Annotated in this window: 16 protein-coding genes, 1 rRNA gene and 2 pseudogenes; 4 read left to right on the top strand and 15 right to left on the bottom strand. The window is 56.6% G+C overall.

Translation table 11 applies throughout. The features are described from left to right. Positions 1 to 114: 114 nt before the first annotated feature. Positions 115 to 1,062, top strand: coding sequence for a LysR family transcriptional regulator (locus Q8X48_RS14740; RefSeq protein WP_407800795.1), 948 nt, complete (start codon positions 115 to 117; stop codon positions 1,060 to 1,062). 201 nt (positions 1,063 to 1,263) lie between these two features. Here Q8X48_RS14740 and Q8X48_RS14735 read toward each other — a convergent pair whose 3' ends face one another. The 3 genes from Q8X48_RS14735 to Q8X48_RS14725 form a co-directional block, all read right to left on the bottom strand. Continuing rightward, positions 1,264 to 2,193: an STM4504/CBY_0614 family protein gene (locus Q8X48_RS14735; protein WP_407800885.1), complete on the bottom strand. Its 930-nt coding sequence runs from the start codon at positions 2,191 to 2,193 to the stop codon at positions 1,264 to 1,266. 104 nt (positions 2,194 to 2,297) lie between these two features. Beyond that, positions 2,298 to 2,450 (bottom strand): gp19.5 family protein, encoded by a 153-nt coding sequence (locus Q8X48_RS14730; RefSeq protein ID WP_407800794.1) that lies wholly within the window; start codon positions 2,448 to 2,450, stop codon positions 2,298 to 2,300. A gap of 9 nt (positions 2,451 to 2,459) precedes the next feature. Continuing rightward, complete coding sequence (locus Q8X48_RS14725; RefSeq protein ID WP_407800793.1) at positions 2,460 to 2,678, bottom strand: hypothetical protein; 219 nt, start codon at positions 2,676 to 2,678, stop codon at positions 2,460 to 2,462. A gap of 851 nt (positions 2,679 to 3,529) precedes the next feature. Between Q8X48_RS14725 and Q8X48_RS14720 the strand changes: the two genes are divergently transcribed. Further along, positions 3,530 to 3,883, top strand: coding sequence for a hypothetical protein (locus Q8X48_RS14720; protein ID WP_407800792.1), 354 nt, complete (start codon positions 3,530 to 3,532; stop codon positions 3,881 to 3,883). A gap of 301 nt (positions 3,884 to 4,184) precedes the next feature. Here the strand turns inward: Q8X48_RS14720 and Q8X48_RS14715 are convergent, their stop codons facing one another. Then, entirely contained in the window at positions 4,185 to 4,745 is a 561-nt protein-coding gene (locus Q8X48_RS14715; RefSeq protein ID WP_407800791.1) for a hypothetical protein, read from the bottom strand. Between the two features lie 216 nt (positions 4,746 to 4,961). On the opposite strand from Q8X48_RS14715, the gene Q8X48_RS14710 reads away from it, so the two are divergent. After that, positions 4,962 to 5,390: a hypothetical protein gene (locus Q8X48_RS14710; protein WP_407800790.1), complete on the top strand. Its 429-nt coding sequence runs from the start codon at positions 4,962 to 4,964 to the stop codon at positions 5,388 to 5,390. A gap of 396 nt (positions 5,391 to 5,786) precedes the next feature. Here the strand turns inward: Q8X48_RS14710 and Q8X48_RS14705 are convergent, their stop codons facing one another. The 5 genes from Q8X48_RS14705 to Q8X48_RS14685 form a co-directional block, all read right to left on the bottom strand. Continuing rightward, positions 5,787 to 6,500: a recombinase family protein gene (locus Q8X48_RS14705; RefSeq protein WP_407800789.1), complete on the bottom strand. Its 714-nt coding sequence runs from the start codon at positions 6,498 to 6,500 to the stop codon at positions 5,787 to 5,789. Between the two features lie 460 nt (positions 6,501 to 6,960). Continuing rightward, complete coding sequence (locus tag Q8X48_RS14700; protein ID WP_407800788.1) at positions 6,961 to 7,233, bottom strand: helix-turn-helix domain-containing protein; 273 nt, start codon at positions 7,231 to 7,233, stop codon at positions 6,961 to 6,963. Positions 7,234 to 7,621: 388 nt separating this feature from the next. Further along, entirely contained in the window at positions 7,622 to 8,479 is an 858-nt protein-coding gene (locus Q8X48_RS14695; RefSeq protein WP_407800787.1) for a helix-turn-helix domain-containing protein, read from the bottom strand. Between the two features lie 520 nt (positions 8,480 to 8,999). After that, positions 9,000 to 9,818 carry a phage antirepressor KilAC domain-containing protein gene (locus Q8X48_RS14690; RefSeq protein WP_407800786.1) on the bottom strand — a complete coding sequence of 273 codons (819 nt, stop codon included), beginning with the start codon at positions 9,816 to 9,818 and terminating at the stop codon, positions 9,000 to 9,002. 960 nt (positions 9,819 to 10,778) lie between these two features. Continuing rightward, positions 10,779 to 12,014: a tyrosine-type recombinase/integrase gene (locus Q8X48_RS14685; RefSeq protein ID WP_407800785.1), complete on the bottom strand. Its 1,236-nt coding sequence runs from the start codon at positions 12,012 to 12,014 to the stop codon at positions 10,779 to 10,781. Between the two features lie 163 nt (positions 12,015 to 12,177). On the opposite strand from Q8X48_RS14685, the pseudogene Q8X48_RS14680 reads away from it, so the two are divergent. After that, positions 12,178 to 12,315: pseudogene (locus Q8X48_RS14680) on the top strand (LysR family transcriptional regulator); the annotation flags it as partial. A 99-nt stretch (positions 12,316 to 12,414) separates the two neighbouring features. Here Q8X48_RS14680 and Q8X48_RS14675 read toward each other — a convergent pair. From Q8X48_RS14675 to rrf, 6 genes and pseudogenes are all read right to left on the bottom strand, one after another. Further along, positions 12,415 to 13,959, bottom strand: a complete 1,545-nt coding sequence (locus Q8X48_RS14675) for a class I SAM-dependent methyltransferase (protein WP_407800784.1) — start codon at positions 13,957 to 13,959, stop codon at positions 12,415 to 12,417. Then, a pseudogene (locus Q8X48_RS14670) lies at positions 13,956 to 14,252 on the bottom strand (OmpA family protein); the annotation flags it as partial. The gene Q8X48_RS14675 and the pseudogene Q8X48_RS14670, both read right to left, overlap by 4 nt. Before the next feature lie 128 nt (positions 14,253 to 14,380). Further along, entirely contained in the window at positions 14,381 to 16,483 is a 2,103-nt protein-coding gene (recD, locus tag Q8X48_RS14665; RefSeq protein WP_407800783.1) for an exodeoxyribonuclease V subunit alpha, read from the bottom strand. Next, positions 16,480 to 20,169 carry an exodeoxyribonuclease V subunit beta gene (recB, locus tag Q8X48_RS14660; protein ID WP_407800782.1) on the bottom strand — a complete coding sequence of 1,230 codons (3,690 nt, stop codon included), beginning with the start codon at positions 20,167 to 20,169 and terminating at the stop codon, positions 16,480 to 16,482. Before recB ends, recD begins: the two co-directional genes overlap by 4 nt. After that, positions 20,169 to 23,618, bottom strand: coding sequence for an exodeoxyribonuclease V subunit gamma (gene recC / locus Q8X48_RS14655; protein WP_407800781.1), 3,450 nt, complete (start codon positions 23,616 to 23,618; stop codon positions 20,169 to 20,171). Before recC ends, recB begins: the two co-directional genes overlap by 1 nt. A 236-nt stretch (positions 23,619 to 23,854) precedes the next feature. Then, positions 23,855 to 23,970, bottom strand: a 5S ribosomal RNA gene (rrf, locus tag Q8X48_RS14650). Positions 23,971 to 24,157: the final 187 nt, after the last annotated feature.

The raw sequence follows: 24,157 nt of genomic DNA, 5'->3' as shown, positions 1-24,157 counted from the left end.
AGGGCGAAAGGGTCGCCCTGAGATGAGCTGTTTGTCGCGAATTGGTTCTCGGACTGTTTTTGGAGTATAGATGTGCAAACTTCTGATAAGAACGCACATAAAAACCGGTCCAACATGCAAAAAAACATCACCTCCCTCGGTTCGCTCAACTGGGATGACCTCAAGTTTTTCCTTGAAGTCGCCCGCACCCGCAAGGCCAGCACCGCGGCCAAGCGCCTGGCGGTGGACTACACCACGGTATCGCGGCGCATCAGTTCGCTGGAAACGGCGCTGGGCACCTTGCTGTTCGAGAAGTCCCGGACCAACGGCTTTGTCCTGACTGCCGAAGGCCAGCGGTTGATGGGGTATGCCGAATCGATCGAAAGCACCTTGCACATGGCGTGCGAGCAGGTTTCCGGGTCCGGCGTGGCGCTGTCCGGTCATGTGCGCATGGGCTGCACCGAAGGCTTCGGCAGCTTTTTCATCACGCCGCAGTTGAGCCACTTCGTCGACACCTACCCGGCGATCTCGGTGGACATCCTGCCGCTGCCGCACTTCATCAGCCTGTCCAAGCGCGAGGCCGACATCGTCATCGCCCTGGAGCGTCCGGAGCATGGCCCGTACGTCTGCTGCAAACTGTGCGACTACCGGTTGCAGCTGTACGCGACCCAGGATTATCTCGACAACCACCCGGCCATCCACCGCCCGGCAGACCTGGCGAAACATTCGTTTATCAGTTACGTCGACGACCTGGCGTTCAGCTCGGAGCTGTTGTACCTGGCCAACGTACTGCCCGGTGCCAGCGCCAACCTGCGCAGCACCAGCGTGATCGCGCAGTTCGTGGCGGCGCAGCAAGGACGCTCACTGGCGATCCTGCCGTGCTTCCTCGCCACTCAAGACCCGCGCCTGCTGCCGGTGTTGCCGCAGGAAATCAACATCACTCGACAGTTCTGGATGTACTGCCGCGAAGACCTGCGCAAGCTCAAGCGGATCACCCTGTTGTGGGATTACATCCGCCAGGTGACGGAGCAGAATCACGGCCTGCTGATGGGCGAAAGCCGGGAGATGTTGTTTGCCGGCTGAAGATCTTCAAGGAATCAGGCAGCGGAATCGTAACGAGGTCAGCAGGCCTTTTCCAACAGTTTGTAACAGCGGTTGTCACGCAACTTGTAACACCTCGGCGTCGACATTCAGAGACGAACAGGCACGCTTTCAGGACCACGTGGTGGGGACGCTTGCACATACCCGTAGTCAGTTGGTCATACGGATTTTTCTGTCAGCTCCTCAAGGAGCTGCTCTGCGTTTTGCCTCAAGGCCAGCAAGCATGACTATTGCGGAAGCCGTTAAGTGCAAACCGTAGGCGACAATCTCTGGCTCGACAGTCCTAACCGCCTCCCCTTGTCCATGTCCCCCGTTCTTGTTCCGCAACGTAGGTATACCGCTGCTGAGTACGTTGACCAAGGATTGGAGTTGGGACTCGTTGTACGCAGGCATGAGATCAGCATCCCTGCACGCCAAGATCAACTTCGAAGCGGTGTCGCCAGCACCATAGGGTTTTCCGTTGGCGGTCAGTATGACCTTAATGGTGCTTTCAAAGGCCTTGAGGGCATCGACCAACGCCTCTTCGTGGTTGCCGTGGCGGTAGTGTTCATATGCCCCCAAGAACTCATCGCGTGGGCCTGAATACACCTCAGCATTGAGGAACCCAATGGCAGGCTTTACGATTTCTGAATGGAGAAGCTGTGAGTCTATACGAACAATTTTTCCGTCGATTAACTCATACCCTAACCCTGCTTCTTTAAACCTTTCGTTCAATTCTGCTAAACATTCGTCAACACGTTTATCAGGGTTGGAGCGATTCATGTAGCCTGGAGATCGTGCCACGCTGTCACCAAGACCAAAAGATAGCTCGATGACATCAAGGCACCTTTCCACATCTTGCTCTTCGATTAGAAAATTATGAAGCTCCGTGTACGGCTCATTGTGACGAACCTTGGTTATAGATTGCTGACCGTACTCCTTTCTTAACACCTTCACGATTTCCGTGTACGCGCGCTTTGCTTGGTGGTAACGAAAGTATTCCTCAACACCGCCTAAAAGCTCTTCGATCATGAAGGACACTTGCACTCGAAATGTGCTGGGGAAGCTGTCATACGAGTAGACGTCACTCACCTCACCCCGTAACCGCCGTTGACGTTTAGAGTACAGGTCCATTACAGCCATTCAATTCACCCAAGTCGGAAAGGATCAAAGTGGCATCATAGACTTGCGCGAGGAATGTTTGCAGGGTTCACACTGTTTTGCTTTCCCGAAAGCCCTCAGCACATTTCACAGCGAGGTCCCCCGTCACAGCCACCAAGTAGAGCGCAGACGACATTCCCAAGGCCTTCGACCAAAGGACCACCTTGAGTAACTCCCAGAGTGACAAGGAGTAAACCAAGAAATCGATAGGTGACACGATGGGTAGCCAAAATGCGGGCCTACGACTGGCGTAATCGCATGATGGCGTCAGTGATGCCTTGAGCGTTGGTGTCCAGCGTTTCCATGGCCGCCATTGCGTTAGCAGCACCACTCCCGACTCCATTCTCAGAGAGCCACTTGGAGATCTCTTCTATGGCAGCACCTATGGCGTGCTGGTTATGCAGAAGCAATGTCAGTGCGTCCGCTGTGGCGATGTTGGCTTCTGAGCTATCCGGCATGGGTATCGTCCTTGAGTGATGGTGCGGGAATCCTAGCTCACCTTGCCGCTGGCTGGGACTGAGTGGGTGGTTGCTCGGGCCTGCCAATTGTTTGCGTGCGACCTGACCAGGCCTTTGGACCAGATTTGACCAGCACGCGTCCTGGTTATGACCGGCAGAAAACGACCGATTCTGTTGAAAAAGTCGGATTTTCAGCTCGCCTGAGCTCAGGCACGACCACCACCGGAGAACTGTTGACTGGACGCAAGAAGCTACTACTGATCTTGCGCTGTTCCCACTGAGCATTTGTCCATGATGAATGCCCAGACAAGCCGAGTGCTACAGTTATCGGTTTAAATAGGGGGGAGCACCATGAAAGTTTTGATAGGGGCGTTGGCGGCTGTGTTGTTGGCAGGCTGCGCCGCCACCATAGGCGACGTAAGATCTAATACGCCATTGCTGAACCTGGATTCGCACAAGCCCGCCAAGAATGTGGCTGAATGCATACGAGATGGATGGCAGGCTACCCCCTTGATCGGGGGAAATCTTGGAGGGCTGCTCCAAACATCCGGTGATCGCTACACGGTAATTGCGCCGTATGTTGATTCTCCATGGAATGTTGTAGATATTGATCCATCAACTAAAGGCTCGGTTGTTAAGTACCACTTTTACCGAACGTGGCAAAGTCCTCCAGATAGTGTGTTGGATGTTGTACGGTCTTGTGCAAAGTAGTTTTTTGCACCACCCCAAACCGCCTTCTGGCGGTTTATGGTGCACTTGGCATGGCGTACTCACTCAGCGGTGAAAGTCCCCCGCACACCCGACACGGGTGACTGCGAGTATGAAGAAAGGTCTGACGCGGGGGCGACCGAATGGCACTTCTAAAAACCTCCAATTCCGGCGTTTTTGAGGCCTGCACTTCCGGTTTTTCTGGGCGAAAATTTTGGAAAAATAGGTTTTTAGAAGTACCCGAAAGCCCGTTGTTGGGATGGAAACCGAAAGACCGTTTCTGGCCGATTCTGTTGAAAAAGTCGGCTTCGGTTTCCACGACAGAAAAGTACGCGCTTGAGATTGAAATCTATTTTTTTGGCAAAAGGTCCAGGACTCGTATTTCACGTAGCAGCGTGCAAAAGAGGTGTTTTCACCCATCAATGTTCGAGCGTTTTGGGAAAACCGACTTTTTCAACAGAATCGGCCGTTTTCTGGCGGCCATAAGCCACTCTTGAAATCCGCTGATGCCCATACTTTTTCAAAATCGACACTCGCCCTGAATCGAATATCGTCCGTCAATCTGTGGCGGAATATCAGGTAGGAGAATCTGACAGATCGGCGGATTTCCCACACAGGGTGGGTCAAGGTTAAGAGCCATTCCCGTGCTACCTCACTGTCAGCGACTACAAATTCAAAATATCACGGGTACGAAAAACCGCCCGTAGGCGGTTAATAAAGCTTACACGGCTTCCCGCGAGCTAACAGAATCTGCTTTTACTCTCTGCATTGTCGTCGTACTGCGCTTCAGTAAGATACTCAGTCCTTTAACGAAACTTGTTTGGCTTCGATTTTGAGATCACTGAGGCGCTTGAGCATAGCAATAATGTTTACCCGAGCGGATCCCTCATTGGCCAAGCGTAGGCGCTTGATTCCTATAACCGAATCGCCCATGCCAGCAGTGAAAGGGGTCCGGATAATTTCACGTAAAACGACATTGTTAGTGCTTGACTCTATTAAGGTGTATTCAACTTCGCTGGTCACTTCAAAATCCAGCCCGAATACAGGCTGGTCAACGCGCAGCAGGTTGGCACGCAGAGCAAAAGGCGCTGACTCGTCGCCAAGCAAATCAGCATTGACGAGCGATTGCTTGAGTGCAGCGCCAAAATCAGGGGCGTCGATTTCGGAAGTCCACAGAGGGTTGGTTTTATCTCCACCATTCACCTCGGAAAGCCGCACATTGTTTCGCAGCTGGGAGTCATAGGTGTTTGCCTTTGCTTGATCGGCAGACACTGACATGCCGGAAATTTGAGCGGGCGAGGCACAGCCAGTGCAAAGAGCAATTAGGGCTGAAGCTAAAAGCAAGCGAAGGTACGTCATTCGACAAATCCTTATGATTGTAAAAGTATCGAAGGGATCGCAAATGGTAGCACTATGCCATTTTTTTCGACTAGTTTTCGAAGGTGCAGGGCAGGAGCATTGCCAGCGATTAGCGACGCCCCTAGGAGATACTGCGTTACCTAGTTGACCTGATGGCAAGCTGATATCATTGCGCCGCTCGTTTGAGCATGAATGGAATTTTGAGGGATTAGACGTATGAAGGCGCATCGTTTGGTTTTGGCACTTGGATTGGCTGCTGCTTGCTCGGGCTGTGCTAGCGGCCTGAACTCTCAACAGAAAGCAGAGCTTCGCCACTATGAGGCGAATGGACTTGCTGTCCAGGAAAAGAACCCTGGCACTGGTGCCGCTCTTGGACTGCTTCCTGGCGGTGGATCATTCTACGGCCGCGAATATGGTTGGGGTGTTGTGAATCTGCTTTTTTGGCCGTTGTCGATCCTGTGGGATCCGGTCAGCGGTCATGACGCGGCTGAGTCGATCAACTACACCGCAACAAAGGCACATGTGAATCAACTGCAGCAGAAAGAAGTTGATGCTATTGACGAACGCCTGCAGTCGGGTCAAATCGACGTAGCGCAATACGCCCTTGAAAAACGCAAAGTAAACAAAAAATACGACTTCAACTAAGCACGCGCGAAGTAAGCGTAAGAAGCCCGCCAAGTGCGGGTTTTTTTATATTTGGTTTTTTTCGGGGGGGGGAGATGGCCGTGCTGGGCGTGCAGAGTGCGCGTAGGAACGCACGTAAAGAACCAATACGGCTATCACCCTGAATTTTCTAAACGGGACACTGGTGATACGGAATATCGGGCTCACGCCAGCAGCAGGAATATCACAGAGGATACCTGGAGAATGGCAGAAACTCCGCAAATGGCTGGCTTACCTTAACCCCCGCCCAGGCGAGCTATAGCGAGCTATAAGCGGCAGTTTCGAATATCAGGGGTTGATTCAGACTGCTGCATAAAAGTGGCCTATATCGCCTCACAGGAGCTTTCAGAGTCGTTTATTCGGTTGGCATCTGCTGCCTTACGCCTTGGCGTTGAGTGACAACTCAAGGCGAGTCATGAGGCGGGATACAGTCATTGGTTGGAACGCTTTCCCTTTGGCCGTGCTTACGCCCTTGGAGTTGAGACACTGGGCAATAGCAGCAAAGGATGTACAGCCATCGTACAAGCACGCCTTGATGTGGTGAGAGATTGCGTCCGCGCGGTTGTCAGCATTCTGTTTCTTCGCCTCCAGTGCGGCACCGTTGCCTACTGCCCAAGCCTTCGCACGACCAGCGTCACGACGAGCGATCTTCTCCTGTGCTTCGACATCGCCATTGCCGGCAAGGGCTTTCAACTCTGCCAGACCATCCTTCGTCCGCTTGCGGATCTTGATTAGCTCCTCCTCAGCCAACAGCGACTTGATGTTGCGAACAAGGCCACTGCCGTGAACGTCCTCGGCTTCGACGATGGTGTATTTCTTTTGCAGAGTGACGAAGTGGGCATGGTCACGGGTGAGACGGTCAACGCGGTGTACGACCACCGGGCAATCCAAACCTTTAGCCATTGCCAGAGCAAGGCGGCACTGGGCACGCTCCTGAGGGTCGATGGAACCTGACACGCCTTCATCAGTGAACTGGGCGACGATCTGCCAGCCGTGTGTCTCAGCAGCGATCTGGATAGCGGCGAACTGACCAGCTACCGACAGGCACTGATCGTCTGTACTCATCCTTGCGTAAGCCACTACCTGCTTCATGTTATCGCCTCATTATCTGGTGTTTGCCAATCTTAACACTTTGCTGACGTTCGACAACGAAGTGTTAACTATCGTTTGGAATTGTTGGCCTGCTTGCTGGACTGCTCCAGCTCGATTCAGGGGCACTAGGGATGTGTGCAACGACTGTGATGATGTGCAGGCTCTAGGGGATGCCCTAGGAGCGTCCTAGCCGATCCGGTGATGCAAGTACCCGCTGTAGTGGAGGTCTGGCAACTCCTGGTGCTGCACTCAGGCTGGTGTAGGGAAATCTGCCCTGACTGCGGGAAATACGCGTGTCGAGGGGGCTTTGCTTGACCCGGCTGTAGCGTAAACCCCGGAAACAGAGGCTTTGGCGAGTCTAGGGTGGTATAGGGGAACTGATCGACGTCTGGGAGGAGATAGATGTTGATTAGTTTTTGATCAGCTGTATCCAGAGTGGCCGTAGAGAGGTCGCCATCCCTCACTTGCTGAGTACAAGAGCCTCCACATCGGCGATGAGTGCAGATGGCTGGCATTTCAACGCAACGGCCAGCTTGAAGATGATAGTGATGGTGGGCTGGTTTACCCCTCGCTCAATGAGGCTTACATAGTTCCGCTGCACATCGGCCTCCAGTGCCAGCTGCTCTTGGGTCAACCCTGCACGCTTGCGATCAGTTCGCTCAGGTTCCTTATGCCGCTCGGCATAGTTAAGATCAAGATCAAGTGCAGGGTGGTGGCTGCACCTCCATTCCACCCTACTGTATAGAGTTGCTATCTTGCCTCACGGCACTTTATATAATCAGTGGGGGCAGGGGCAGAAAAGCCCCACAAGCTCTTGATCTTGACTGTGCAGATATGCTGTGACGTTCCGTCACGTGATAACAAACTCTACAGTGTTCAGCACAGTTAAGGGCAAGATCAAGAGCGGGGAGGAGGTTGTTCCCCATCTCTCCCCCTAACTGAATAGAGTTGTTATCCGTGCCTCAGGGCACAGGTTTGATGCTGTAGCGTAGACGCTACAAGGTAACTATATAAAAGGTTAATCTCAAAGCTACGCTTTAGCGATGCGTTCCCGCTCCTACCTCCGGTAGAAGTGGTCACTTCTTTTAGATACATGCGGCCGAATTACTGACACACCCCGTTCATGCTGCTTGTTTCTCGACGGGGTTGGACTTCTGCCAGGAGCGGACGGAGTTCACAGAGATTCCGAGTTCCTTTGCGATTGCTCTGAGGCTCAACCCTTGCCCCAGTAACGCCAATGCCGCGCCTTTCTTGGGGTGCTGCATGCGAGGCGGGAAGGCGATCACGTTGGTGAAGTGGGCATCTGCCGGTGCTGGTTCGTACTCAACCTCGTACGCTTCTGCACTTTTATATTGCGTTAGGGTTCGCAGGTCATAATGCAGCTTAGCCAATGCTTCGGGGCTGGGTGCGATTAGCTCATCACTATCCTGCCAGGCACTGGGTGATGACTTGGGTGCGATGCCTTCCATCTCATTGCAAAGCGACATTGGTCGGCTCTTCATCATGTACGGAACGATAAGCTCAATCGCTTTGACATAACGTCGGGCATGCCTTTCATCAAGGTCCAGCAGGGCTTTAACGGCGTCATTAGTCACGATAGGGAGCCACTCTAAAATCTCCACAATGCTGTGTACTGATAGCGGCATAGACTTTCCACCAACTCCGATTGGGCGGTCATGCCAGTCCAGTCGTGCAATACCCTCGATGATATCCATCGCAAATGCTGGGTATTCGCTCAAGTAAATTCCCCCACCGATAACGTCGTAGAATGGGTTGGTGATAACCTTGGGCGAGCGCCCTCTAGTGCTCTTCTGCTGCAAATACTTTTCGGGTCTTGATGAATCTTTGTTCTTCTGCACCATCCTGCCAAGCCATTTATCGGCATTGGTGGCAATCTGAGAGTTTAGAGTTATCAGCTCAGACTGAGATAGGAGTCTAGGTGTGTCGGTGCTGCTTGCTGCGATGGTGCAAAGTTCCATGGGTGTTTCTCCTTGTTAATTAGGTTTGTGTCATAGGCAAGTCCTCAATTAGTCGTCGGCTTTTCATTTCCGGAAACGCATAAACCCATATCGCAGACGACAACAATTCGCTCTGCTCAGCGGCCTACAGGCTTGAACAATTGATAAAACCGTCGAAAAGGGTGCGATTGCGAAGCCGTGATGCGTGTCTGTGTGACGGCGCTCGTAATTCTAATGAGCTCTACGAGGTTGTTTATCAAGCTTTTAAGGACTCATACCTGCTCTGGTAGTTATCACTAGTGGGGATGAATCTATCTCATATAACAGCAGGCTACTTGTTAGTTGTGCGGATAAGCGAGGCATGACCTCGGGCGCTAGAGGATGGCTGGCGTAAAATTACCAGCCATCCTTAAGGTGCATCTTGTCCAGGTCGGTGCATAAGGTCGTCCGGGCTGCATACATCCATGTTACTAGCGCTCTGTCAGTTAAGGTGCGGCGTTCACCCAGGCATAACTGCCCCGTCAATCAACAGGCGGGGCTTTCATAATCCATCTCGACCATGCTTGTTAATGAACTGCTGAAGCCAGATCAAGCCTTTGCCAGTAAGCAGTGGCAGCGCCTTGAGCTCACACTTGCCCGTCTTGCGATCTTCATATACACCCTCCTTTACCTCGAACAATCCGGCATCCAGATATTGCTGATAAGGCATATTGAGTTGGTGCGGGCGGCTCATAACAATTTTATGGTCGCGGAGATACTTCAAGTATCGGTTTCTGCCTGTGTCGAAGAGCTTAGCGGCTTTGACTGGATTCAACAGGTCTTCCCTCTCACAGATCTCGTTATAAAATTCAACCTTTACGGCATCCTGTCGAATCTTCTCGTGTTGCTTCCGTAGCTGATTCGCGCAGGTGAGCACCATGGCCTGGAGGGTGGGCACATCGCTCAATGCCCAAAGTGGCTTCAAGACGTCCGCATCCAGTTCATGCAATCGATCAATGACCTTCGCCCGCAGAGGCACGCTATAGCCTGTGAGCAGGATTTCGACCTCTCGGCGCGGAAGCATTATCTCCGAGGTGTAGCCGCGTAAATCCTCGCGGATTTCTACATGACGCAATTCTGCGTCACCCTCAAGACCGAGCTCTCCAAGCATCACCTTCACGTCGCGAATAACGTCTCCGTGACGCTTTCCTGTTAGCTTTGCAATTTCTCTGCTACTCATGGTGATGGGAGGTACTGAATTGCCAATGTAATCTACCATAGTGCTCTTGGTAGAGATCGCAAAGGAGTTGCCACTAGAAAAAAGCATGGAGTTGGCGGTATTTTTGTTTGCAGCAGATGTGTAGATATTATGGGTAATCATTTCTTACTCTTTATACAGAGGAATTTTAAGCAATCGACCCCATCGCTTTAACTTTGAGCGTGGATGCTGGGCATCAGATTGACGAGTGCAATACATATCAGGCTTTGATTGCCCGACTAAACTAGGTTGGCAGGGCTAAGTATTAGTCATCGTTTAACTCTCCTATAGATCAGTTGTGTTGCCGATACGCACACCTTATCAAAAATACGAAATACAAGTGCTTTATCAGGCAATAGACTGCCGTCACTCGGACTTTGAGTATGAATTTTAGGCGTCAGAATATGCGTGAAAGAGGTGCTCCCAATAGCTCTATGCGTAGCCATTTATGACGGGAGGCTTTACGGTGTTGTCAGGTCATTTTTATTCTCCAAATGTTATTGTTGCTCAGCGAAAAAGATGCAGCTCTAATGCGGAATCATAATCCTCCTTGATTGAAGGCAAACTAGGGCTAGCGATTCTGCAGTTTAATCTAGGACACGACAAAAACTCTGTGCAAACCATCCTATTTATGGCGGTGCAGAGAGTTTGATACTGTTTTGGCCAATGGGCCTGTTAACTACCTTGTTTCGGCGAGGTATGCATCGCGCCTTGTTAGGCCGGGTGCTGCATTGCTTATGGTGCTTCTTGCTGTTTACGGGGCACATCATGATCACTGCCTTCCCCCCTGTCAACACCTGCCGAGCATTTTTTTTCATTTTTTCTTGACATAAGAACCTATATGCAGTATGCGGAATACTGCTGATCGTCTCCCGGGCTTGATTGCACGCATCATCAGATAAGCTGCGACCATAGAAGATTAGCGCTGCTAAGCGTGTGCCCCGGTGCCCCGGTGCCCAGAAACGATCATGATCTGACCGTGCCGCCACGCAGGTGACTCTGGCCTACCGGAGTTGATGCAAGGGGAACCTTGTTACGCCTATCCAGCAGGGAGGCGCCAAAATAGCCCCCCCAACAACACAATCACTGACCACCACCAACGAACAACTCCGTAAGCATCTCCGCGACGGTCTCAACGGGCACCCCTGAACCGTAGACATCAAAAGTAATCGTACCCGACGCATGACCCATCACAGCCTGTGCGTAAGCCGTAGGAACTCCTTTGGCTTGCATCAAGGACGCCAGAGAGTGTCGCAGTGAATGGAACGTTAAGCCTGGGCCAAAGGATTCCCCAAGAGCCAAAGGGATTGCCTGTTGGTTCGCCCACTCCCCCGCTGTCTTGTAGCCAATCTGGGCTAATGAACCCGACCCACTGAGCCTGCACGCTTCGACGTACCGTAAGAAGGCAGCAAGCTCGAACTCGTAAGCACCGTCAGTCAACGGCACCAATCGTTCACTACGCTTGTTCTTGATTGACTTCCCTTCCCCAGCCTCATTGATGGAAATGGCTGTGATGCCTGGTGCGGGAGTCTGTATGTCGTTCGTGGTTAGCTGAGAGATTTCATTGAGGCGCCCACCAGTGATAGCACCGAGGCTTAGCAGCCAACGCTTCCATGAGGTCTCGGGCAGCGTATTGGAGTAAGCCACCAGCTTGCCTACCTGATCCTGCGTGAACGCCTTACGACTCGACTCAATGCCCTTTGTGAGCTTCAGCTTCTTGTCGTAAGACTTGGGTATGTGACCATTTTCAACTGACCACGCAAGGACAGCCGATAGCTTTACGAGCAGCTTGTTGACCGTTGAAGGCATGCGGCCATCTGAAAGACGGTCACGCAGAGCCACGAGGTCAGCCCGTGAATGAGTCCGCATGTCCAACTCTCCAAGAGCAGCAGAGATGGTCCCGTGGCAAATCTTGGTTTCCTTCAGGGTCGATACCTTCTGATCCTGCCCACGGTCAGCCAAGTAGAGAGCTGCAAGGGCGTCAAAGGTCACAGCAAGCGTGATTACAGATGGGGATACTGGAGCATTCTTTACGGGCTTCAGAGGGCTAGTCGAACCTCCCGCAGGCCCTGAGTGGCTCCCATGCAATCCACCCCAAACCTGCGTAACGTTGTCATCACGTCCAGCCTCAAACAGCTCCCCCGTGACAACACGGAAATGTTCTTTCAGCTTGCTCCACGACGCATCAGGGTTATCCAAATGGAACGCCCTGACGAACCCCGCAATGAGTTCTGAAGCGTCCAATGCGTCCCGCCTGTTGCTGGTGTAGAGGGAAACAGATGCGAACTCAGTGGTGCTGCCGGTGGCCCTGAGACGCATGTAGTAAATCCCGTTACGCCTGAAGTGATACGGCTTGGCGAGTCTTGTCGTTGGCCTCACGGGAAATGCGAGGTTTGTAACAGTGTTTGTAACAGCAGACGGAGCTGCAAGGATGCTCATAGCGGTTAGCCCCTGTATTCATTGGGTTAACCTGAGTTCCTTGAAGTTCTGGATGTACTGCCGCGAAGACCTGAGGAAGCTCAAGCGGATCACCCTGTTGTGGGATTACATCCGCCAGGTGACCGAACAGAATCAGGGCCTGCTGATGGGCGAAAGCCGGGAGATGTTGTTTGCCGACTGAAGATTTGAAGGAATCAGGTAGCGGCACCGTAATGAGGTCAGCAGGTTAAAGCCCACGCGAGGGCTCCCATGATGGGGGCGTCTGCCCCCCATCTATCGGTCAAACGATGTTCAACGCCTTGAGAACCACCAGCGATTGCTCGGCAAACGCTTCGGCCTGTTCAGTCAGTTCGGCGATATTCTCTTCTGCCGTGGTCAACGGCTGATTGTCCTTGATGAGGACTTCGCCTTGTTCGGCGAGAACGCCCCACGCCAGCTGTGCCCATTCAGCCGGATGTTTTCTGCCTTGCTTGATGGATATCAGGAACAGCAGCTGGAAGCGGCTGACCGGCACGCCGCCGCCCGTTACCGGACTGGCCAGGATCTGGATTTTGTTACTGAGCAGCGCACGTTTGCATAGCTGCAGATTGAGGGTGTTGCAGCGCGCCTGCACCAGTTTCTCGGCCACTTCGCTCTGGCACGGTGCTGCAGCGCCCATCCCGATCAATACGGTGATGGCCTGCACCAGATCGTCATAAGGCATCGAGGGCACGGACCCGGCCAACTGGCGCAAGGTTTTCGGTGCATAGGCGTTGGCCGTCAGCGCTTCAAGTACGGGACCATAGACTTCTGTCTGCAGCGTAGCTTCGCCGGCAGGCCCCCTGACGGTGTCAGAGATGCTTTCTGCCGCTCGCAGCAGGACAAAACGCGTGTTGTACATACCCTGGCGCTGTTCAGCGGCGGACAGTCGGTTGGCGCCGCGCACGTACAGATCTCGACGGAAATGCTGGTTGACGAAGTAGTCGCGCGCTTGTTCACGCATGACCGGGTGCTCGATTCCTTCCAGGAAGTCCATGCCTTCTGCGCTCAAGTTGAGCGGGGCCACCGAGTCCAGAGGGACGGCCGTCGTGGCGTAGTCGAGTTTGGCAGGGGCCAGGGCATCGACCACGTCGGTGAAATACATGCAGTTCCAGTCGCGGTTGAAGTATTCATGGGCGACGTACTGGCGATCCTGACCTTTGATGCCCTGGAGCTTGTCGTCAAGATTCGGTACCGCGCTGGCGTAGTTGGGATTGGCCGCCAGCAGCGTTTCGGAGAATTGCAGTGCGGCCTCGATACGCTGGTCCGGGCGAACGCAGGTGTTCGTGGCGAAGCGGTCGTGCAGCCTGAACAGATGACGCAAGGGTGCCGACGGCGACCAGCCGGGGAAGCAGTTGTAGCTTATGTACAGCAGGCCACCGGGTTTGAGGTGACGACGGGCGAACTCGACGATCAGTTTCTGGTTGTCGCGGCTGACCCAGGTCCAGATGCCATGCAGGCTGATGCTGTCGAATTGTGGCAAGTCGTCGCGGGCAAGCAGTTGCTCGAAGCTGTCGTCATACAGCCGCGCATCGCTGTTCCAGGCAGTCGCCAGTGCATTGGCATGGGCTGCCTGGCCCGGGTGGAAATCCGTACCTATGTAGGGCCCTGGGTTGGCGGCGGCATGGATATTGATCGAGACACCCTGGCCAAACCCCAATTCGCAGTGATAGCCGTCGGTCGTCTCAAGACTGGCAAAACCGCGCAACAACAAGCAATAGCGCTGGAAGACTGGATTGATTTCCCGGCTGTAGCTGTAGGTGTAGCCCTCGTCCGTAAAATACCCTTCGTTCCAGGCGTCGCTCATGCTTGCTTCCCTTTATTTCGAGAGTGAAAAGTTGCTCTTATAAGGGGTAGCTCTTGCGCACTACAAGCAATAAAAAACGTGTGAACAATTTTTCGTGTCCACGCCAGGCTCAAGCCGTTGCGGCCACTGGAGGTGGTGTTGGTGGCCACCGGTGCAACGCTTTTCGCCCGGCGCACGGACAGCTGCTCGTTGTAGGCCTCTTTGCCCGATGCGTCGGTGTGGCCATCGACCCGCTCTCGCTCGATACCCACACCGAGCAGCGCCTTGCCGACGCGCTCTGTCATCCTGACAGCCACCTTCATGCAGGAATACTCTTGGACCGAAGCGAAAGGATGCCGCAACGACTGCACAGCGAGGAAATGCCAGCGAGGCCACGTACTACGCCGCCTCTGGCAACTTCCTACAATCGCTCACTGACCTTTCAGCCTGTCGGCTCACTGCCGTCCTTCAGTTCCAGCATCAGCCCGCTCAAGCGCTTGACCCGGCGTTTCACCGCCTCTTCAAATACGCCTGCGCGCGATTCGATCAGGGTGAACCAGTCCTTGGCCCGGGTAATCCCGGTATAGATCAATTCCTTGGTGAGAACCGGATTCAAGGCGTCAGGAAGAATCAACGCGGTGTGCGCGAACTCCGAGCCCTGGGATTTATGCACAGTCATGGCGTACACGGTTTCGACATCATTCAGACGGCTTGGCAGGACAAATCGCACGCCGCCCTGGCCGTCATTGCGTGGGAACGCCACACGCAAAACCTGTTTTCCGTGGCCCTCCTGCTCCGGGAGCTTGAGGGCGATGCCAATATCGCCGTTCATCAAGCCCAGCCCGTAATCGTTGCGGGTCATCAGCACGGGGCGACCTTCGTACCACTGCTGGTCGCTGTCGATCAGGCGTGCCCTGAGCAACGCCTCCGTCACTCGCTGGTTCAGGCCCTCCACACCCCACGGCCCCTTGCGCACGGCACATAACAGCTGGAACGCGTCAAAGGCTTGCAACACCTCCCGGGCCCAGTCGGTCCAGCTCGAATCGTCCAGCGGGCTGTCGAGTGGCGGCCGCTGTTTGCGCAGTAAGGTCAGGTAATGCCGATAACCCTGCGGACCCTCACCATGGCCTTCGAGCAGCAAACGCTCCAGGGTCCGGTCTTGCTCGCCCTTGAGGGACAAGCCATACACATCGTCATGGCTTCGCGCAGACAACAACTTGCGGGCTTCTTCCGGTTGCTGCTGGTTGACCCAACGAGCGAGCTGACCAATGCCACTGCCCTCACCGAATCGCCGGGAATGGCGCAACATCACCACCTGTTGGGCCAGTGGATGAGCGCCCTGCGTATCCTCCTGCAATCCGCCGGCTTGCAGGCTTTCGCCGCTGACGGCTTCCAGCCACTGGCGTGTCTGCGGGCTGTACCAGCCAGCCTCCGCGTCACGACACAGATCCCCCAGTACCGCACCGGCTTCTACCGAAGCCAATTGGTCCTTGTCCCCCAACAGCACGAGGCGTGCATGGGCCGGCAAGGCGTCGAGCAGATTGGCCATCATTTCCAGGTCGATCATCGAGGCCTCGTCCACCACCAGCACATCCAGCGGCAGGCGATTGCCCGCGTGGTGCCGGAAATGACGTGTCCCGGGCCGGCTACCCAGCAGACGGTGAACGGTGGTGACATCCGACGGGATTTTCTCGCGTATTGCTTCGCTGACCTTCAGGGTCCGGACTTGCTGACTGATGGACTCTGTCAGACGCGCCGCGGCCTTGCCGGTCGGTGCGGCGAGGCGAATGCGCAATGGCATGCCGGCCTCGACCGCCGGCGCCTGGAGCAACGCCAGCAAGCGCACGACGGTGGTGGTCTTGCCGGTTCCCGGCCCCCCCGTCACGATGCTGAAGGCGCTGCGCGTCGCCAGGGCGCAGGCGAGCTTCTGCCAGTCGATCACTTCACCCGGCCGGGCAGGCCCAAACAAACCGGTGAGGCGCTGGAGCAGGTCGTTCGGCGTGGACTCGTGCTCCGTCAGGCGCTCGCGCAACGAAAGGTCGATCCGCCGCTCGTAGGCCCAATAGCGGCGCAGGTACAAGCGTTTGCCCGATAACACCAAAGGTCGGTCACGCACGTTGTCACGGCTATCGGCGGCCAGTGCGACCAGGTTGCTGGCGGCCAGCACCTTGCACCAATGAGCACCGTCCAGCGATCCGAGCAATTGCGACGGCAACAGCATGGCGCCGCCTTGGACGTCACCTTCGGGTGGTAATGACAGGGCGAAGTCCGGCTCTTTCAGCGTCTCGAACAGGTCGAGGCAGACATGCCCGTGGCCCAACTGGTGGCTGGTCAGCGCGGCAGCCAGCAAGACCAATGGATCATCCTCCGGCGCCAGCTCATGCAGAAACGCCACAAAGGCTTTGTCCAGCGCGCGCAACCAGCCACGTTCGACCCAGCGCGTGAGCAGCAACAGCAAGTCGTCGGCACGATTCAGCGGCGCAAGTTCGACCAGGCTTTCGGCTGCCAGCGATGTCGGCAGCAAATCGGCGAATGAGCGATTCATAACAGTACTCCCTGTTCCCAGGCGGGCTCGGCCTTGGGCTCTGGCTTGCCCTGGAACAGCCTGTCCAGACGCTCGATGAGTTCTCTTGGCGGACGGGTGAAAAACACCCCCTGGCTGGCCGCACGCGTACCCCGCAGGAACAGGTACAACGCACCGCCGACGTGCCGGTCGTAGTCGTAATCGGCGAGTCGCGCCTTGAGCTGGCGATGCAGGGCCAACAGGTACAACACGTATTGCAGGTCATAGCGGTTGTCGAGAATCGACTGCTCCATGGCCGGCACGGTGTAGGCCGCATCATCGGCGCCAAGCCAGTTGGATTTGTAGTCGGCAACGTAATAGCGGCCGTCGTGTTCGAACGTCAGGTCGATGAAGCCCTTGAACATGCCGTTGAGCAGCACCGGTTCGGCGGCCACCCGGGCCACGCCGTCATGGGTGTACTGGCACACCAGCGCATCGAGCTTGAGTACATCGACCTTATGGCTGGCGAACCAGAATTCCATCTCGACCTGATATTGCGTCAACTGCCCGAATATCACCGGCGCCTGATCGGCACCCAGTTGCAACGGCGACTTGAGCAGATGCTGCAGCCAGTCACTCAGCGTGGTGATCCAGCCCTCCCAGCCTCGGCGATTGCAGCGTCGGGCAATGGCGTCGATCACCTCCTGGGGTGCCGCGGCAAACCCCTCGCCCCCCGCCCATTCGAGCAGACCATGGAGGAAGGTGCCGGGGTTCGGGCCGCGCGGGAAGCGATGGATATCGCCGCCACTGAGCACCACTTCCCTGGGAGCCTGCGGGTCGAGACGTTCGTCATCGAACAGTTTTTGCGCCTGTGGACTCTCCGGTGCCTCGTCCGTGCCGACACTCAGGGTGTCGCCAATGCGCAATGCGCTGTAAGAGGCGATCCACCAGTTTTCACTGGCCTTGCGTTTGGGGATCAGCGGAGCCAGCAGCGCCGCGTCGTTTTGCGGTGGCAGGTAATGCTCTGTTGTCGCGTCAGGCATCTGGGCATAGGCCAGCGCCGGGCAGTCTTGTTGCAGATCGCGCAACCACTGCTGCAACGCCGGGGAGTCGGCCAATGGTGCACCGCCGCCCAACAGATAACCCAAGGCCGACAGATGCAGCACCGAACCATTGTTGTTGCCGCGCTTGAGGTCAGCCACCCCCAGCCAGCAGGCGTGTTGCGCCCGGGTCAGGGCGACATAGAGCAAGCGCAGATCCTCGGCCAGACGCTCATCGTCGGCCAGGGCAATCAATTCTGCCGTCGGCTTCAACGTGACCTGGGCATTGCCTGATTCATCGTGGTAGTGCAACGGCAAACGGCTGCCATCCACCGGCTTCGCCGAGCAGATGAACGGCAGGAACACCAAGGGGTATTCGAGGCCTTTGGACTTGTGGATGGTCACGACCTTGACCAGTTGCTCATCACTTTCCAGACGCAGAATCTGCTCCTCGCCCGCCTGCCCGGACAACGCCAGATGCTCGGACAAATGCCGGATCAGCGCTTGTTCGCCATCGAGTTCGGCGGCGGCCTGTTGCAGCAATTCGGACAGGTGCAGGAGGTTCGTCAAGACCCGCTCGCCGTCACTGCGGGCGATCAACGCCTGGGGCAGGCGGAAGTCGTGCAGCAAACGGCGCAGCATCGGCAAAACACCCTGCTTGCGCCAGACTTCGCGATAGCCACGGAACTGCATGACCCGGGACTCCCAGGCCAATTCGTCCTGATTCAGCCGCTCCAGCTCGGTCAACGAAAGGTTCAAGGTGATGCTGGCCAACGCGGCCCGAAGCGGGCGCTCGACATCCGGCTCGGCGCAGGCCTTGAGCCAGGTCAGCACGTCATGCGCCTCCTGGGCGGCGAACACCGAGTCTTTGTCCGACAGGTAGACACTGCGCACGCCCCGCGCAGCCAATTCGCCACGCACCGCCTGCGCTTCCTTGCCATCGCGTACCAGGATGGCGATGTCCGCCGGGAGCAGGCCCCTGAAGGCTTTGCCGTCCTTGGTGAATCCCGCTTGTCCCTGCTGCCCGCCATTGAGCAATGCCGTGATTTCACTGGCGCAGGCAGCCGCCAGATATTGCCGGTAGACCGCGCCGGACAACGGTTGTTCGGCCGACAAGTGCCAGATGTTCAAGGCCGGGACTGCCTGATTATTGATATGCAGGACTTCTTTGCGGCCCTGGGAGGCCACCGGCATGAACGGAACCGGGTTATTGCCATTCGGTTCCCGAAAGAGGAATGCGCCCCGTCCCGACTCCCGGGCTTCGGCACGCTCGAACACATGGTTCACCGCGTTGACCATGCCATGGCTCGAGCGGAAGTTGGTGCCCAGGGTGTGCAGGCGGCCGGTGGTGGCCTGACGGGCGCGCAGGTAGGTATGGATGTCGGCACCGCGAAAAGCATAAATCGCCTGTTTCGGGTCGCCGATCAGGAACAGGCCGCACTCGGGGCTGTTCTCTTCAATGCGGTAGATGCTCTCGAAGATCCGGTACTGCACCGGGTCGGTGTCCTGGAACTCATCGATCAGGGCGACCGGAAACTGTTCACGAATCAGGGTGGCCAGCCGCTCGCCGCCGTCGGACTGCAAGGCCGCATCAAGGCGCAGCAACATGTCGTCGAAGCCCATTTCCGCACGACGGCGTTTCTCTTCTTCGAATCGTGCCCCGACCCAGCGGGCGGCATGTTGCAGCACGGCGGCATCGGGCGTTGGCAACCCGTCGAGACAGGCCTTGAGACCGGCCATCGCATCGAGCGCCGGATGTCGAGGCGCTTCGCCCTTCCAGGCTTCGGCCATGCCATCCGGGGTCAGGCGCGTGAAACCGGTGCCGATATCCAGTTGCTCGAGAGATTCGTCTTCGGCCCAGGCTTTGATTTTTTCGAACCAGGGCTCGAAATAGCGCGCCTGCATCTTGCGACCGTCGACAGCCTTGCTGGCAACACCCTGGTGACAGATCGCAAGTAACTCGCCCGCCCACTGCGGCCATGGCTTCTTGAGCTCGATCAGGGCAGCCCGTCGCTCTTGCAAGCATTGCGAAATTATCTCGGCGGGCTCTTTGCCTTGAAGCGTATCGCGCTCACTGGCAAACAGCGCACGAATCCGCGGCAGCAGCGCCGCCGGACCGCCCCAATTGCTGCGCACCCAATTCAGCGCATCACCTTGCATCGGGTAGCAGAACAGCCGCCAGTAATCGCGCAGGACCTCCCCCAGCAAATCGCTGTGGTCGGTTTCCAGGGTCTGGGTAAACAGGCTGCCGCTGTCGAAGGCGTGCTCGCGCAACATGCGCTGGCACCAACTGTGGATAGTCGACACTGCTGCCTCGTCCATCCATTGGGCGGCGATATCCAGGCGGTTTGCGCACCCGGGCCATTGCTCGGGCAAGTACTGATCACGCAGTTCGGCAATCAGGCTGTCGGGGGCAGGCGTTTCATCGCGGAAAAAGCGTGCGGCCTCGGCGAGTCGCGTGCGAATGCGTTCGCGCAATTCTTTAGTGGCGGCGTCGGTAAAGGTCACGACGAGGATTTGCGGCGGCAATAATTCGCGTCCGAAGCCGCTGCCTTCCCCGCCATTGCCCAGCACCAGGCGCAGGTACAACGCGGAAATGGTGAAGGTCTTGCCGGTCCCGGCGCTGGCTTCGATCAGTTGACTGCCACGCAGCGGGAAAGCCAGGGCCAGCGGTGTCTTTGTACTCATCAACGCGACTCCTCGCTGGACAGTGAACGCCAGGGTGCTTCAAGCAGCGGGCGATAGAGCGCATCACACCAGTCGGGGAAGGTTTCATCGGCGGTCAGGGCATCGTAATCGGCGAATTGGCGTGCAAGTGCCGGACTTTCGCGCCGCTCTCCGTCCGTCGTCAGCCCGTCGCCTTCATAGGCCTTGCGCGCAGCGGCCGTGGCTTTGTCCGGGGCGGTTTGCCCCAGCCACGCGAAGGCGGTCTTGACCGCGATCGGCAGAGGCTGGCGCATGCCCGACTGCCAGGCCATCAACAGGTCACCGAGAATTTTCCGTGCCGTGGACTCGTCCATCGGTGCGAGCAACAGGCTGTCGTCGCTGGCCACCAGTGCAGTGGTCAACGCCATGCCACTGGCACAGGCCACCAGATGCGTGAGCCACGGGCGCGTGAGTCGATGCCATTTGCGCGATTTGATCGAGCCGATACTGTTGGGGATCGTCGTGACAGACAGCAAACCGCCATCAGCGCGTTGATGCAGACCGCTGAGCCAGCCCTCGATGTGCAGGCCTTGCAGTTCAAGATTGACGGGCAACGCACTGCTGAGCGGTGTCGGCCACAAAGCCAGGAGCTGTTGGTGGCGTTGCAGCAAGTCGGGCAATGGTTCGATCAATTCACGTTGCAGGCACTCACCGAAACCGGCCATGGGCAGCAGCCCGCTGTTTTGCAGGCGTTTGGCCTGATCCTCCAGTGCTTGTACGGTATTTCCCGGATCTGCCAGCGCCGCTTCGAGCAAACGATCACTGAGGCTGTAACGCTGCAGTGCATCCAGGACAAAAGGCTCTTCATCGGCCAACGGCACTTCAGCCGCCTCGAAGAAGACTTTCAGTCGCTGGCTGAAAAAGTGCCGTACCGGATTGCGCAGGAAATCCTGCAGTTGACCGAGGCTGAGGGGTTCGTCCTGAACGTGAGGCTCGAGCACTTCGGCACTCGCCTGTTGCTCTGTCGCTTGATGAAGGACCTGCCATTCCGTGGCGTAGCTGAACGACTCATCCCCTTCGTGAAAGTAGCGTGCGCTGAAAGGTTGCAACGGGTGTTCCCGGGTCATGGCTTCAAGCAGATCCTCGCCACTTTGTGCCAATCGCCAACCACTGGCCAAGTGGTCACGCAACTGGCCGATCAATACTGACGCCGGTCTCTCACTGTTGTCGCGGATGCTGCGGCCCACCCAACTGATGTAGAGCTGATCCCGTGCCGACAGCAAGGCTTCCAGTAGCAGGTAACGGTCATCTTCGCGTCGGGAGCGGTCACCTGGCCGGTAATCACTGCCCATCAGATCGAAATCCAGCGGCGGTTGAGCACGCGGATAATCGCCGTCATTCATGCCCAGCAGGCAGACCAGCTTGAACGGGATAGCGCGCATGGGCATCAAGGTGCAGAAGTTCACCGCACCGGCCAGAAAGCGTTGAGACAAACGGCCCTGGTCCAGGCCTGCTAGCCAGGCTTCACGCACGACCGTCAGCGGCAACTCGTCCTGCAAGCCGACGGACTCGCAGGTCTCGAGCCAGGCCTCACGCAGTTCTTCGAGCTGAGCCAGCAAGTAGTCATCGTGTTCGTTGCTGGCGAGGAAGAACAACTGCACCAACGCCTGCAAGCGCAAGCCCCATTGCCGCGGCGGTGCCGGCTGAGAGAGTTCATGGTGAGCCACTTCCAGCGCGTCCAGCAGCGCAACCAGCGGACCAATGAGCGCAGCGTCCAGACCACCGATCTCGTCGTAGGGCTCGATGCCCTCATAGGCATCGGCGCTGCCAACGGCATAACCGAGCAACATCCGTCGCAAACCGAAACGCCAGCTGTTTTGCTCCAGTTCATTGGGCAGCCCGAGTCCGGCACGTTGCTCGGCATTCATGCCCCAGCGAATGCCGGCACCTTCGATCCAGCGGTGCAGGGTCGGCAGGTCACGCTCCTCGACACCAAAGCGGGCGCGCAGTGCCGGGACGTCCAGCAGATCGAGAATCTCACTGACGGGGAATCGGCTGTCAGGCAACTTGAGCAGGTGCTCGACCGCAATCAACAGTGGATCGCGACCACGCTGGCCCTGGTCAGCCAGCGTAAACGGAATGAAGCGCGGGTCCTGACGGTCGAGTTGGCCAAACACGGCACGAATATGCGGGGCGTAGCTGTCGATGTCCGGGACCATCACGATGATGTCCCGGGGGCGCAATGCCGGATCGGCACTGAAGCGCGCGAGCAGTTGATCGTGGAGAATCTCGACTTCTCGCTGGGCGCTGTGGGCAATGTGAAAACGGATCGATTCGTCCGTCTGCAGATCGATGGCCGGCCAGCGCTCCCGAGTCTCGTTGAGGGGACGCAACTCGAGGATGTCATCCTGCAACTGGTTGAGCACATTCAGCGGCTGACCGTCACTGAACAGGTCGATGCGCCCGTCACGAAATGCGGAGCGATAGCTGTTGGGATCGTCGTAACTGTCGAGCAGGTTGATATAGTCCCGCCCCTGTTTACCCCAGGCAGCCAGCAGCGGGTGAGCATGCTGGTGCAGGGTTTGCCGATCGATCACTACCGGCATGCCGCTCTTGCGGGCCTGACGCTTGTATTGATGGCGCAACAGGTCTTTATCGGCGACGATGTCCGCCCAATGGTGACGACACGGGTTGTGTACGCACAGCAGGACCTGACTGAATCGTGCCAGCCCCGCCAGTGCTTCCAGGGCTTGGGCAGGCAGCGAAGAAATCCCGAAAACGATCACTCGCGAGGGCAATCCCTGGGGAGCTGTTTCGAGGTTGTTGATGCGTTCGACGAATCGCTGATGGACCCCGGCACGGCTTTGCGCCATGCCTTGCTCTCCGACATCCAGCAAGAGTGCACGCCATAACTCTGCCTGCCAGCAATTGGCCGGCGTCAGGGCTTTGGCCTCGCCCCTGGCGCTTCTTGTCTGATGTCGACCTTCTGCCCAGTCTTCAAGCCAGTCGGCCCGATAGACCTGGTACTGGTCGAACAGGTCCGCCAGACGCTCAGCCAGTTGATAGCGTTTGCGCAGATCGGTGTCATGGGTCAGGAAGCGCTGCAGCGGCTCGAAGTGTGGCTGGTTGATCAACTGCGGCAGCAGGCGCATCAATCGCCAGGTCAGTGGGGCTTTATCGAGCAGGGACTTGGCCGGAATTTCGTCGCGCCCAAGGACCATGCGATAGAGCTGCCACATGAAACTGCCGGGCAGCTGCACGTCGATGGCGGCGGCGATGCCGCAGCCGCCCATGTCGTCTTCTTCGGAATCTTCCGCCAGGGCCAGCTTCAACCATTGGGCAATGCCATTGCTTTGCACCAGCGCGATTTCATTCTCCAGGGGAGCCAGCGGGTAGCGCCGCATCCAACTGACCACCAGGCTGCGCAACTCGTCCAGGCGATTGCCGTGAACCACCATGAATCCAGCACTGAGGGACGTCGCGTCCGGCATAAGGCTTCCTTGGAAAATGCAAATTCGAGGGACGACTTTAGCATTTGTAGGAGCGAGCTCGCTCGCGAAGGTCGTCAACGATGACGCGGGTTGCCTGGGGTAACGCGGTGCGCTGAAGTTCTTCGTCGGAACGCCGCCCGGAGCAGGCTCGCTCCTACAGGGAACAGCGTTTGAGGTGTATGGAGGCGCAAAAACAAAACCCCAACTGCTTTCGCAATTGGGGTTTCGGAATTTAATCTTGACGATGACCTACTCTCACATGGGGAAACCCCACACTACCATCGGCGATGCATCGTTTCACTTCTGAGTTCGGGATGGGATCAGGTGGTTCCAATGCTCTATGGTCGTCAAGAAATTCGGGTACTGAGTCGTGACCGGTGGCCTCGCTTCAGCAAATTGGGTATGTGATAGCTTCGGTGTTTTGTGAGTCTTTCGAACTTTCGGTTCGTTTCGTCTTCACACACCGCAATCTGGTCTCTTTCGTCTTTTCAACTAGGAGCATCAAATTGCTTGGGTGTTATATGGTCAAGCCTCACGGG

It is taken from the genome of Pseudomonas sp. QLc11A (genome assembly GCF_052112305.1).
GTDB classification, from domain to species: Bacteria; Pseudomonadota; Gammaproteobacteria; order Pseudomonadales; family Pseudomonadaceae; genus Aquipseudomonas; species Aquipseudomonas laurylsulfatiphila.
Note: the sequence above shows the minus strand (reverse complement) of the source record. Positions and strands in the feature narration are given on the sequence as shown.